Origin of the sequence: Neobacillus sp. B4I6 (assembly GCF_050434045.1) — a bacterium.
Lineage (GTDB): Bacteria > Bacillota > Bacilli > Bacillales > Cytobacillaceae > Neobacillus.
Map to the genome: position 1 here is coordinate 4,586,803 of NZ_JBNPWB010000002.1, position 12,948 is coordinate 4,599,750.

The following is a 12,948-nucleotide window of genomic DNA, read 5'->3' on the forward strand; positions in this document are numbered from 1 at the left end:
TATATTAGAAATAAAAAACTTTATAATATTAAAATTGGGAGTATTTCTAGGCTCCCTTTTTCTACATCTAAAGGAGAATCTCGTTTAATGCTTAATATTGAAGCTTTCTCCATCTACATTATGTTATGTGTCTTAGCCCCTTTACTTGGTGCATTTACTTTGCTGTTTTTATTTATATTTGAAAAACGAATTGATCTTTTAGAAAAGCAAACAAGGGAAATTGCTCTCGAGAAAGAACTGCAAACAGCCCTATATAATCAATTAAATCAGGAAATCCAACCACATTTCCTCTTTAATACATTAAATTCCATTTTAAGCCTTGCAAGGTTGGAGAGGAAAACAGAATTGATTCACTCGATTGAGACCTTTTCAAAATTGCTAAAATTTAAATATAAGACGAATACACCTTTAATAACCATTAATGAGGAATTATCCTATATCAATTATTATTTGGAAATACAAAAAATAAGGTTCCGTGACAGACTTCATTACGAAATATCAATGGATTCAACGGTGGGACAGGCTGTTATCATCCCTTTTTTAATTCAAACCCTTGTCGAGAACGCCTTTAAACATTCATTTGACAGACATATTGGTGAGGCTTTTTTAAAAATAATCATTGAAAAGAACGAGAAGGAAGTTTATGTAACTGTCTGGAACAATGCCTTAGAAGGACAGGTGGTCCAATCTCATAAAGATGGACTTGGTTTAGATAATATTGCAAAAAGGCTTGATCTTCTCTTTCCAGGAGATCAGACTTCAGTAAACTTAATACCTTCAGAAGACGGTACCAGTGTTTTAGCTGTTTTCCCATTTGTACTAGGATAGGGAGTGCATCCAAATGAATATTCTTTTAGTAGATGATGAACCACTTGAATTAGAACTCCTCGAATATTTAATTCAAAAAAAGTTTCCAAACTGGAAGTTTTTTAAGGCTCTAGATGCTTCACAAGCCATTCAAATCATCAAACAACATGAAATCTTTCTTGCATTTCTTGATATCCAGCTCCCAGGTAAATCAGGTTTGGAATTAGCGATGGAACTCACACGAAATTATTCAATGGATATTATCATGGTTACAGCTTTTCAGAATTTTGAATATGCTCAAATCTCGATAAGAATTGGGGTTGTTGATTATATTACGAAGCCTGTCATTGAAGAAGAGCTTTTGAACGTATTAAGCAGGTATGAGCGATTGGGACGATATACGGAACAAATCGTAAACGCCTTACAAATTATACATCAGGAATATAGTGAAAAATTAACATTAAATTATTTAGCTTCAAAGATTCACATTAACCCTGCCTATTTAAGCAGAAAGTTTCACGAAGAAGTAGGGATGGGCTTCTCTGAATATTTAAATGATTATCGTTTAAAGGAAGCTCAAAAAATGTTAATTAATAATCCTGATTTAAGCATTAGCACGATTTCAGAAAGATGTGGATTTAATAGCCAGCATTACTTTAGCCAAATCTTTCGGAAATTGACTGGACAATCACCGAGTGACTATCGCTTAAAGGAGACATACCGTTGAATAGAAGTTCTTATCAATTATATATAAGCGGTGCGATTAAATTGGGAGTAAGCTTTGGGGTTGTTAGTCTTTTATCGAGGTGGATAACAGGCAATACGATCCTCTCTTCTCCAGAAACACTAATTAAATACGGATTAACTGGGGGAATTGGCTATTCTTTAATGGGGGCTTTAGCACTCATATTGTTTGGATTTTTAGCCAAAGTCATTAGAGAAAAATTTCCCGATGAGCAAACGATTGGAGATGTACTGAGAAAAAAATTATCACCAAGCGGCTACTGGTATGTCATTACAATTCTTCTCATTACCAGCCTGCACTCCTTATTTATCCAAGCAATGGGAGCGGGAATCCTCATTCATATCCTGTTCCCTATGCCTATTTTTATAGGAATGCTATTGTTTTTAGGCTTTTGTTTTTTTGTAGGCGGTGTTGGTGGAATGCAGCGGCTGCACCAGTTATCAGGTGTTAATGTCTCATTGATCTTCGGCTCTGTTTTAGTCATTCCTGTCTATTTTTATATTCAGGAAGGTGTCCATCCTGTTTATGAAGGGATTAAACTTTTTCATCCTTATATTTTATTCTATAAAAATACAGATTCGATTTGGTTTATTTTCACAGCGATTTTGATTGGCTTTGGACAGGTCTTAATTGATCGAGCAACATGGCAGAGATTATTTATCATCAAAAAGGAAAAAATTCAAATGACCTTTACTCTAGCAGGAGTAATATGGGCCACAATCCCACTAGCTCTAACCTCCCTGCTTATGATTATTATGTTTGGCAGAAGCTATAAAGATATTTATTCGTTGCTGTTTGAACTTGTTGATAAAATACAATCAACCATGCTAATTGTTTTATTTGTATTATTTTGCTTTAGTGCGATTTCGTCAGCAATTAGTGCAGAGCTACATGCGACGACTACCTTGGTTGTAAAAAATATTATTGAATTATTTCGTCCTTTATCTGACCACGAAAGATGGAAATTCACTTATATTTTTTCAGGAAGTATTTGTATATTTTTACTAATAATCGTGAGTATTTTTAAACCTACTCCGCTACAATTATTGTTTTTCTCTGGGAATATTTACGCTGCCATCATTGTACCGATGTTATTTATTATTCTAAGTAACAAATCGATTCCTGCAATCATCCCCTTTTCCTCATTGATTGGTGCCTTGGGGGGCTATATATTTATTCCCCTGAATGATAACTTAACGATCATTTGGATCAGCTTCATAATTTCTGGTTTGATTTGTTTATTGGTTTTTATTTTCCAAACAGTATCCACTAGGATAAAGCTTTAAGGAAGATTGGAGGTAAGCAACATTGGGAGAAAAGCAAGTCATCCATGATTCATTGTCGGATAACACAGATTTATTACCAACAAAACCAGAAGCTAGAACATGGAAGTTTAGCCATTACTTCTCCATTTGGATGGGTTCGGTTCATAATGTTCCATCCTATGTTACCATTGGGGGTTTCTTTGCGTTAGGTTTATCGATATGGCAGGTATTTTTTATCATTATGACTTCATCGATAATACTCGCTGGAATGATGGCATTGAATGGCCATGCAGGGGGGAAATATGGAATCCCTTTCTCAATCCTGCTCCGGACCAGTTTTGGTCGCAAAGGAGCAATTATTCCAGGGGTATTAAGGGGGATAATCGCAGCCATTATGTGGTTCGGTCTGCAAACATATGCTGGAAGCCTTGCCGTAACTATTTTAATTGCAGAATTTTGGGAGCCCTATCCAACATTAGGAGCAGATTGGAGTTTTTTAGGATTAAATTTAGCCAATCTTATATCCCTTCTCCTCTTTTGGGTGATTAATGTCTTTTTTATTTTTGCAGGGGTTGATGCCTTAGGAAAGTTAACTAAGCTACTCTCTCCAATGGTATTTGTCGTTTTTGGCGGAATGTCCATTTGGGCAATTAATTTAGCAGGTGGAATCATCCCAATCTTAAACTTTAGCGAGAAAGGTGTAGAAGGAAATAGTATTTTGATTATCCTAAGCTGTATTTCAGCGATATTAGCAACATGGGTGGCACAAATACTAAGCGTTTCTGATGTTACAAGGTATTCTCGCACCAATAAAGGCCAGTCATGCGGACAAATTGTTGGACTTCTAATTACCTATTTATTGTTTGCAGTTGCAAGTATTACCATCATCGTTGGGTCTGAAATTGCTTTCGGAGTTCCAATCTGGAATGTACTTGAAGTGATTAATCGATTTGATAGCAAATTTGCCATTATCCTTTCTCTACTTACCATTTGTTTAACGACATTATCTGTAAACATTGTAGGTAACATTATCCCTGCAGGGTATCAACTGGCCTCCCTAGCCCCGAAAAAATTAAACTTTAAATCTGGTGCCTTCATTGGCACCATTATTGGATTACTGATTATGCCCTGGAAGCTGATGGAGAGCCCTACAAGCATTTTTACTTTTTTAAATATGATTGGTGGAATGTTAAGTCCTGTAATTGGTGTGATGCTTGCGGATTATTTTATTATCAAGAAAAGAGAAATCAATTTACAAGAATTATATTTTCCAAATTGTAAGGGCCGTTTCTCATACGGAGTAAACTGGCCTGCACTGCTTACCACTATATTCGCTGGGTGTACTAGCTTGATTGGTAGATTTATTGATATCCTTGAGCCGATTTATAATATTTCATGGTTTACTGGGATAATCGTTTCAGTCGCCCTATATTTACTATTTATTTATTTGAACAACCTGTTACACGCCAGTAGAACAGATAAGGATTTGGCAAATATAACAAAAGGGGGATGATGTTTTCATCCTCCTTTAAAATTAAATCTAGCTAATGGAACCTGAAACCAAGTTACCCTGATAAAAAACTGCCTTACGGTTTGAACGTCTAGCAACGACTTCGGCAGAACAACTTGCTTCTACTAAAATCATATTGGCTGCATCCCCTTCTTTAGGCCATTGCTTTCTGCCTTCTCTATCTAAAGGCGTCAAACCACCAGTAATATATTTTAATGCTTGAGAAAGAGAAACTTCATCTGTCCAACGACACCGTTCAATTAGTCGGCCAACCCTTTCAAGAACGTCTCCATTTCCAGTCGGCCACCACGAATCAAAAATATTATCGTTTCCTATGGCCACATTAACACCATATTCTGATAGCAGGCTTACTGGAGGAATGTTTCTACCAATTGGCAGGCTCGTCACAATCGAAATACCTGCATCCCTTAATAACTCTGCCATTTCTACGGCTTCTTCTCTTGATACATCTCCAAGTCCAAAGGCATGACTGATTGCTACTCTCCCTTCCAAGCCTGCTTGCTTCGTTAAATAGGCAAGACGTTTCATTGTGAAAGTACCTAAGTGACCAGGATCATGTAAATGCAAATCAATATCGGCATTACCTTCAACTGCTAAATCCATTAACTGTACCAATGATGCTTCAATATTATTGTCGACCGTTGCTGGATCGACAGCTCCGACAATCCCTGCCCCATTTCTCAAAGCTTCCCTTACAAGCTGTACTGTTCCTGGACGGAGCAAGCCATGCTGGGCAAACGCAACAATTTCAGAGCTTATTTTATTGGAATAAGATTCTAGAGCGTGCTGAACTCCTTCTAAATTTTGCAATTTCACCTCAGGATATATATCAACATGCGTTCTGACATGAGTGGATCCGTATGATAGTAATACTTCAAGCAAGGCTTCAGCACGTTTTTGTGTGCTAGATGAGATAGAAGCTAGAATATTCTTTTCAATATCACAGCGTTCAATTACGCCTGAAGCCTGGATACAAGCCCGCCAATTATCACCCATATAGGTTTTATCAAGATGAACATGCTTTTCAATGAAAGAAGGAAGCAAAAGCATTCCTTTTGCATCTATTAGAGGTAACACAACTTCAAAAGGCTCAGAAGGTTTTATTATTTTTGAAATTTTCCCATCCTCTATTAACATATGACACATCTCAGTCATAGTTCCTAAAACTCTTCCATTTTCTTCATTGTACCCTGTTTCAATACGTGCATTCTTTAACCAATACTTGCTATTCATTTCTATTCATCCTTTCATTTGTTAATCACCACGATAAAGAGGTTACCCAAAATGGATATCCCTCTTTTAAGCTGTGTCTTATTTAATTGACACATCATTTATTTCTAAATAGCCTGATGGACTAATAGAAAAACCTTTTACATCTTTTCCAACTGCCGCTAAATTTTCAATAACTCGAACAGGGATATAAACTGCCTCTTTCATTTCTATTTCTTGTGACTGTGCATATAATTCTTTTCGTTTTTCTTGGTCTTTTTCACTGCGTGCAGCTTCTATTAAACTATCGACTTCTTTATTACTGTAAAAGAAGGTATTTCCCGCTCCTCCCTGTGAGCTTGTATGGAAAAGGTTATACTGATTATAATCAGCATCACCGGTAGCATTTCTCCAGCTAAGGATAAACATCTCAGAGTCACCCTTGTTTACTTGGTCAACAAACGTACCGTACTCCAACACCTGTATTTTTATTTTGACACCGATCCCTTTTAATTGTGATTGCAGTACTTCTGCCATGTTCACTCTTTCTTTGCTATCCATCGTTTTAAGTGTAACCTCAAAACCATTTGGATAACCTGCTTCAGCTAGTAATCTCTTTGCTTCATTTAAGTTATATTTATACGATTCCATATCAGGATGGTAACCGAAAACCTTTGAGCCTAATAAGGAATTTGCCTTTTTCCCCACATTATTATAGACACCTTTAATAATGGAATCCATTTCAACCGCATGGGCGATGGCCTTTCGAACCCTTTCATCATTAAATGGCTTCTTTTGAACATTAAAGCCGATATACTCTGTTCCATATCCTTCACTACGGTAAACATCGATTGCTTGTGAAGCCTTTACTGTATCCATCATTGGTACAGAAAGGGGTTCAGCTATTTGAGCTTCACCTGTTTCTAGCATCGAGATTCTGGTTGTTTCCTCAGGTACAACCTTAAAGACGACTTTATCGACCTTCGCCTTATCTCCCCAATAACTATTGTTTTTTGTTAATACAATTTCTTGCCCAGGTGTCCATGATTTAAAAACAAATGGACCTGTCCCATTTGGTTCTTTAATAATGCTTTTCCCGTATTTCTCGATAGTTTTTGGACTAATAATCCCGCCTTCATGACTAGCCAAAATAGAGAGTAATGGAGCAAACGGCTCAGTTAAAATAAACTGAACGGTGTAGTCATCTATTATCTTTACTTCTTTTACCATTTTAAAAACAACAGCTCTGGGTGATGCCACCTTTGGATCTAACAGTCGATCAAATGTAGCTTTTACAGCATTAGCATTAAAAGCTGATCCATCGTGAAATTTAACACCTTCTCGTAATTTAAACTCCCATGTCGTATCATCTAGTTGCTCCCACTTTTCCGCCAGCAATGGTTGGATTTCAGCATTATTATCACGACCAACTAAACCCTCATAGATTTTGCGATGGGTCACACTTGCTGCATTGATTGTTGACATAAAATGCTGATCTAAGTTTTCAGCGTCCGACAATCGGGCAATCACTAATGTACCCCCGTCCTTAGATTCTGTGTTTTTACCATTGCTTTTTGTGCTGACATCTTTACTTGTCGAGCAGCCTGTAATGACAAACACGATCAACATTATCAGAAAAAATCTACCTAACCCCCACTTTTTCACCATGGAATCCACCCCCTGAATATTTTTATAATCTTTCCTTCCGTTTATCTAATTATAAAAAATATTCAGACAATTTTATTTCGAAAATTTTTACTTTATTTTTCAATATCTTTACTACTTTTGATAATTTCAGATAGAATCCACTATTTTGAAGGACGGAGGAAATAATTCTCTTTCTGTCAATTGCTGATAATCTCTTTCTAAATATCCTTTTCTCATTTTGTTAAAATATTGTTGTCCCTTGGTTTTCATTTCTTCTAAATCAAAATTAGGTATTTTTTGGTCCTTCATTACAACCCTTCCATTAATAATGGATAGTTTCACGTTCTCTTCCTGTTCCGCTCACAATCATAGTTCGGATGGGATCGTCGAGAACTCCCAGATGATATCCACTTAAGTCAATTGCAATAATATCTGCTTTCGCTCCAACAGCTAAACGGCCGAGGTCATTTCTCCCCAGGAATGTAGCTGCCCCAAGTGTGGCCGCCCGGAAGAAATCGGCGTATGTTGAACCCTCTACTTCCTTTTCAATGAATCGGGAAAACATGCTGCCTGTTCGAATGTTTTGAAACATATCTGGAGGAAAGGCATCTGTTCCTAGCGCTAAATTAATACCTGCCCGTTTATATTTAGCAAATGATTTTAATGCCGAAGCATGCCTGCCAATGATTAAAGGACAATGAATGACCGTCGTATTTGTTTCTTTCAGAAGTGCTATATCATCACCTTTACCTGAATGTGCTTCACTATATCCAGCAATAAAGTGAGCATGCGGAATTCCTGTTTTTGACCCTAAAAAACCAAGGTCATATAAATAGCGAATAGGAGTTACACCGTGCTTTTCAACAATGGTATGATATTCATAGTTTCCTTGTGCTGCATGAAGTTTAATTGGCACTCCTAATTTATCACTATAGTATTTTGTTTGTGTCAAACTTTCTGACGTTTGACACTCAATTCGTTCGGGTGCCAGCATCCCCTTAACTAATCCATCAAAAGCTCCGTCAAATTCTTCTACAAACCTTACAGCATCTTTTAATCCTGCTTTTCCTGCTTCATCATCCCAGTACAGATGGATAGTACCATCAGGTTTTACGACCCTGATTCCAGATTGGTAGCTTGGCCCAAGATAGATTCTTAATCCCAAACTTCCAGCATGGTTTGCTGCAGCAGCAAGCTCCTCATACGTTTCTGCCCATTCTTTATAAAGTACCGATGTAATTGGCATCGCAGTAGTAACCCCATGGAGAATCAGTTGTGAATAGGCATAAAGGGATTTAAAATTTTCTTCTTTAGCTGTCATGACTTCATGGTGTCCGTTTTTTATATATTGTTCAGACCAAAGCAGGTTATTCTGTCTGTTTGTCCTTGCCTCTAAATGTAAAATATCGTGGTCAATATCACCTAATGCATTTAAATCGATAAACCCCGGACTAATGACGGAGTTCCCCATATCGATTACCTTATTCACTGTGCCAAGGTAATTTTTGCCGACAAAGATTATCTTATCATTTTCAAAAACAACTTCCGCGTTTTCAATTAAGACGTGGTCTTCTCCATCGTAACCAATAACGTACCTTCCCTTTAATTTGGTTTTCAATTCAATTAACTCCTTTCATTTCTGCAATATTAACTGCGGTTTCGCATACTGCTTCATATTGGTCATTGACAGAGTCAAGACCATTTTCTCGGACTAATGAGTTTCCTCCAATTGCAACAATCACTATTTCCCCTTGGTTTAATTTGCTTATTTCCTTAGCAATTCAAGAGATTGCTCCTTATGCAAATGATATAACGGGTTAGCTGGATCATTTGCAATCGCATTCTCTATTGCTTCAATTGCTTCTTGATGTTTACCAAGCGACCTAAGGCTATTTGCCTTATGAAATGAAAAATCGTAGCGATTTGGCTTTAGTGCCAGCAATTTATCCATTTCAATAACTGCTTCTTCGTGTCTGCCTAGTTCTCTTAAGTAATTTGATTTATGATAACGATAAAAAGTATCAACAGGGTTTAATTCACAGGCTTTATCGTATTCCGATAGAGCTTCCTCTGGTTTCCTCATTGCTCTTAAACAGTTGGCTGTATAGAAATAGAAGTCTAGATCCATTGGGTCTTGTGATAATGCTTTGTTGTACTCCTCTAGCGCTTCCTCGTATCTCTTTAGTTCTTGCAAGAAATAGCCTTTGTAGTAAATCAAATCAAGGTTTTGATTATCATCTTCTAGACCTTTTTCTATTTCTGAGATGGCCTCTTTATACTTATCAACTCTAGCAAGTTTTTTTGCCTTTTTGATAGATTCATTTTTTTCTAAATCTTCTTTATTCAAGATGTTTACAATCTTTTGGTGCCCCATTTCTTGAGCATGCTCCAGCGCTGACTTTCCGTCCCTATCTGGAAGATTCACATCTGCTCCTGCTTCCACGAGCTCTTGAATAATATCAGAATAAAGCCTGCCGCCATTACCTAATATCACAGACTCTAGAAGGGCGGACCAGCCTAAATTGTTCACATGATTTATCGGAACCCCAGCATCTAAGCAGACTTGTACAGTCTTTAAATAGCCTTTTTCACTAGAAGGTAACAATGCCGTACCTCCAAATCGATTAACACTGTTTAGATCTGCACCAAACTTAAGCATCATACTTAAAATTTCATGAAATCCGTTCGCACCAGAACTTATAAATGGAGTTAATTGGGTAATATCTCTCGTATTGACGTCGCTTCCAGCCTCTAGTAACAATTTCACTACGACAATTTGGTTTTTTTGTACAGCCGCCATTAAGGCTGTCCGGCCTGCTGCATCCTTATAATCAATGCTGGCTCCTTCATGTAAGAGCTTTTCTACAGCAACATAATCCCCCTGCTCACTTGCATGAATAAGTTCTCTGTCTATGGTATTACTTTCCAAGTTCATTCTCTCCTTTAGATGTATTTCAAACAGGAAGTTATTAAAATACTAAAGATATCAGTTCTGGTCCTAAACAAATTAGGACCAGAATTAATTATTGAATGTTTTGACTTAAAGTAAGCAGTGCCTTTTCAAAAGCTTCAACTGGAGGATTAGTGATTCCTGCTCCAATCATTCCAATTCCTGCTTCCTTATGGGCTATTGCCGTATTAATGATTGGCAGGATTCCAGTTTGAACAACCTTCCGAACATCGATTCCAGTCGGAATACCCATGAAATTTAGCAATGGAATCGTTACGTTTGGATTTTCTGCTGTTGTAATTTCTTTCATCTTTTTAGAGTAGCCAATTGCATCATCTATTCTTCCGCCTACAAGGGCAACAATTGCAGGAGCTGTAGCCATCGCAAATCCACCAATTCCATATGTTTCTGTGATTGCGCTATCCCCAATATCCAATCCAGAATCTTCAGGTTTATACCCGGCAAACATTGGACCAATTACTTTTTGCGCCGGGCCTGTAAACCATGTATTTCCTGGAATTCCACTTACACGGATACCGAATTCAGTACCATTACGTGCCATTGTTGTCACAATCGTCCTATTTTCAATGCCACGTGCTGCGTCAAGAGCACATTTTGCAAGGGCCATCCAAGTGGGACCAGAGAAATAATCACTGCTTGCAACAAACTCAAAAACTTCTCGTTTTTGTTCAAGTATAAAATCTGTTTGAATAATAAAAGGTGTTAACGCTTGGATTAAAAGCGTTGTTCCGGCAACGTTGCGGTTATGACACTCATCACCCATATGAAGGGCTTGTGCCAGTTTGACAAAATATGACCTTACATGTTTATTTTAGATAGATTGCATAAAAGCATCATCGTTTAAGCAAACCAAAAAAAATAGATATCATTTGTGCATGTTATACAATTAAATGTGTAGATTTTTTGACAAAGGAGTGATAATCTTGCTGACCGTTAAGGATTTATTTGAAATACAAGCGATTGATGGCTTAAAGATTGTTGCTGGGGAAAAAGGAATTGACAATGAAATCTCAATAGTCAATATCATCGAAAATCCCGAGGCATTTGACTGGCTTTCACCTAATGAACTCCTATTATCAACGGGTTATATTTTTAAAGGTAACGAGGATTTGCAAATTAGAATACTTAACGAACTTTCAGCTATTAATTGTGCAGGACTAGTTGTCAAAATGAAACGATACTTTGAAAAACTCCCACAGAAAATGATTGATCATGCAAATGAATTGGGTTTTCCACTGATTGAGTTACCTTTTGAATATACCCTATCAAAGGTCATTTCTATTATTAATGAGAAAGCATCTGGCCGATATGATTTATTAAATAGAAAGACCTTAGACATGCATAATTTATTTTTTCGAATTACACTTGAAGGCGGCGGGATTGAAAGGATTTCTTCCATGTTATCGGAATCTATTAATAATCCAATTATTTTCGTTGACCAGGATTGGAAGCTGCTTCACTTTACAGAACACCTAAATAATAAGGCACCACTTTCATACTTCTTTACTCTGGTTAAAAATCGACCTATTTTCAATAAAGAGTTTATTAATTCCGTCCCTAAAGAAATAAGTGAAATGAAAAAGAGTATTCAACGCATTTATTACTTAGAAGGAATGGAAATAAAATGCCGCATCCTTCCTGTCGCAGTTGCAAATAATATTTATGGATATATTGTTGTATGGCAGACTGTCCAAGATTTAACGGAGTTTGACTTACTTATTTTAGAGCAGGCGTCAACTAATATGGCACTGGAACGTATAAAAGCAAAGGACATCGAGGAGGTAAAATTAAAAATCAAACAGGATTTCTTTGATGATTTGCTGACTGGAAAAATAACATCCGTCGAAACAATCCACACCTATAGTGAAATGCATGGATTAAATCCAAGTTATAGTTACTACTGTATAGTCATTAATTTAGAATCAGAGGAACATGACAGTTATGATGATATGGTAGCTAGAAAGGTTCAGTTAGAGAACAAATCTAGAAAATGCGTGGACTTAGTCTATAGTCTTTCGAATTATTCAAATGCTGTGGTTACTTGCTTTCATAGAAACAATCGTATAATTATTATGATTGGTCAAAATGACAATAAACCTTCTCTATCGGTAAATGAGGTAAAACGATACGGAAATACAATTTACAATGTATTTGAAAAGGAAATAAATAACACAACCTTCTTAATTGGAATTGGCCGTCAGTACGAAACCATTCATTCACTTCATAAAAGCTTTTCTGAAGCAAATGAATCTATTCGACTCATGGAGAAATTTAATATCCGAGGGGGAGTATCTCACTATGAAGATCATTCCATCTATCACTTTTTAGACAGTAATATCAAAGACATAGAATTAGAAGAATTTTTCATGAAGAGCCTTGGGAAAATCTATGAGCATGACCATTTGCATGGGACTAGTTATATCATTACGTTAGAGAACTATTTTATTAATAACCTTAATATTAGTGAAACAGCAAAAGCGATGTTTTTACACAGAAATACGCTTATTTATCGAATCGATAAGATCAAGGAAATCTTAAATACCGATTTAAAAAACTCGGAGGAATTGCTGCAAATCCAATTAGCTTTAAAGATATTTAGACTCTTAAATAAAAAACTTCCAATCAATTCTTAAATCAGATGGGTCCCGTTGTCTATGAAACCTCGGGACCCGTCTATTTTTTGTGAAAAGAAGTCGATAAGCCTTTATGCCGTTAAATGATATTGAAGGAATTCAATCACTTGTTTAAATGCACCTTGGATAACTGGATTATC

10 protein-coding genes and 1 pseudogene are annotated in these 12,948 nt (G+C 36.7%); 5 read left to right on the plus strand and 6 right to left on the minus strand.

Features of this window, described 5'->3' with window-relative positions; translation table 11 throughout:
• Positions 1–87 precede the first annotated feature (87 nt).
• From QF028_RS24935 to ncs1, 4 genes are read left to right on the plus strand one after another with little or no spacing between them, the layout of a single operon-like run.
• Positions 88–828 (plus strand): sensor histidine kinase, encoded by a 741-nt coding sequence (locus QF028_RS24935; RefSeq protein WP_214997807.1) that lies wholly within the window; start codon positions 88–90, stop codon positions 826–828.
• Positions 829–841: 13 nt separating this feature from the next.
• On the plus strand, positions 842–1,534 hold the full coding sequence (locus QF028_RS24940) for a response regulator transcription factor (protein ID WP_429469897.1): 693 nt from the start codon (positions 842–844) through the stop codon (positions 1,532–1,534).
• Entirely contained in the window at positions 1,531–2,838 is a 1,308-nt protein-coding gene (locus tag QF028_RS24945) for a hypothetical protein (RefSeq protein ID WP_429469899.1), read from the plus strand. Before QF028_RS24940 ends, QF028_RS24945 begins: the two co-directional genes overlap by 4 nt.
• A 22-nt stretch (positions 2,839–2,860) precedes the next feature.
• Positions 2,861–4,330 (plus strand): NCS1 family nucleobase:cation symporter, encoded by a 1,470-nt coding sequence (gene ncs1, locus QF028_RS24950; protein ID WP_429469901.1) that lies wholly within the window; start codon positions 2,861–2,863, stop codon positions 4,328–4,330.
• A gap of 27 nt (positions 4,331–4,357) precedes the next feature.
• Here the strand turns inward: ncs1 and QF028_RS24955 are convergent, their stop codons facing one another.
• The 6 genes and pseudogenes from QF028_RS24955 to QF028_RS24980 form a co-directional block, all read right to left on the minus strand.
• A complete protein-coding gene (locus QF028_RS24955) occupies positions 4,358–5,581 on the minus strand; it encodes an amidohydrolase (protein WP_429469903.1) in 1,224 nt (407 codons plus the stop codon).
• Between the two features lie 78 nt (positions 5,582–5,659).
• A complete protein-coding gene (locus QF028_RS24960; protein WP_429469905.1) occupies positions 5,660–7,225 on the minus strand; it encodes a glutathione ABC transporter substrate-binding protein in 1,566 nt (521 codons plus the stop codon).
• 126 nt (positions 7,226–7,351) lie between these two features.
• The gene (locus QF028_RS24965) at positions 7,352–7,513 is read right to left on the minus strand and encodes a hypothetical protein (protein ID WP_429469907.1); all 162 of its coding nucleotides are present in this window, start codon (positions 7,511–7,513) and stop codon (positions 7,352–7,354) included.
• Positions 7,514–7,526: 13 nt separating this feature from the next.
• The gene (locus QF028_RS24970; RefSeq protein ID WP_429469909.1) at positions 7,527–8,822 is read right to left on the minus strand and encodes a chlorohydrolase family protein; all 1,296 of its coding nucleotides are present in this window, start codon (positions 8,820–8,822) and stop codon (positions 7,527–7,529) included.
• Between the two features lie 147 nt (positions 8,823–8,969).
• Complete coding sequence (locus QF028_RS24975; protein ID WP_429469911.1) at positions 8,970–10,133, minus strand: ankyrin repeat domain-containing protein; 1,164 nt, start codon at positions 10,131–10,133, stop codon at positions 8,970–8,972.
• A 94-nt stretch (positions 10,134–10,227) separates the two neighbouring features.
• Positions 10,228–10,956, minus strand: a pseudogene (locus QF028_RS24980) (DUF1116 domain-containing protein); the annotation flags it as partial.
• 142 nt (positions 10,957–11,098) lie between these two features.
• Here QF028_RS24980 and QF028_RS24985 point away from each other — a divergent pair.
• Positions 11,099–12,808 (plus strand): PucR family transcriptional regulator, encoded by a 1,710-nt coding sequence (locus QF028_RS24985; RefSeq protein ID WP_429469913.1) that lies wholly within the window; start codon positions 11,099–11,101, stop codon positions 12,806–12,808.
• Positions 12,809–12,948: the final 140 nt, after the last annotated feature.

Excerpts from the sequence above, each read along its gene's own strand:
- QF028_RS24955 (WP_429469903.1), bottom strand. The coding sequence starts at position 5,581 with ATGAATAGCAAGTATTGGTTAAAGAATGCACGTATTGAAACAGGGTAC.
- QF028_RS24940 (WP_429469897.1), top strand. The coding sequence starts at position 842 with ATGAATATTCTTTTAGTAGATGATGAACCACTTGAATTAGAACTCCTC.
- QF028_RS24935 (WP_214997807.1), top strand. The coding sequence starts at position 88 with ATGCTTAATATTGAAGCTTTCTCCATCTACATTATGTTATGTGTCTTA.
- QF028_RS24965 (WP_429469907.1), bottom strand. The coding sequence starts at position 7,513 with ATGAAGGACCAAAAAATACCTAATTTTGATTTAGAAGAAATGAAAACC.
- QF028_RS24960 (WP_429469905.1), bottom strand. The coding sequence starts at position 7,225 with ATGGTGAAAAAGTGGGGGTTAGGTAGATTTTTTCTGATAATGTTGATC.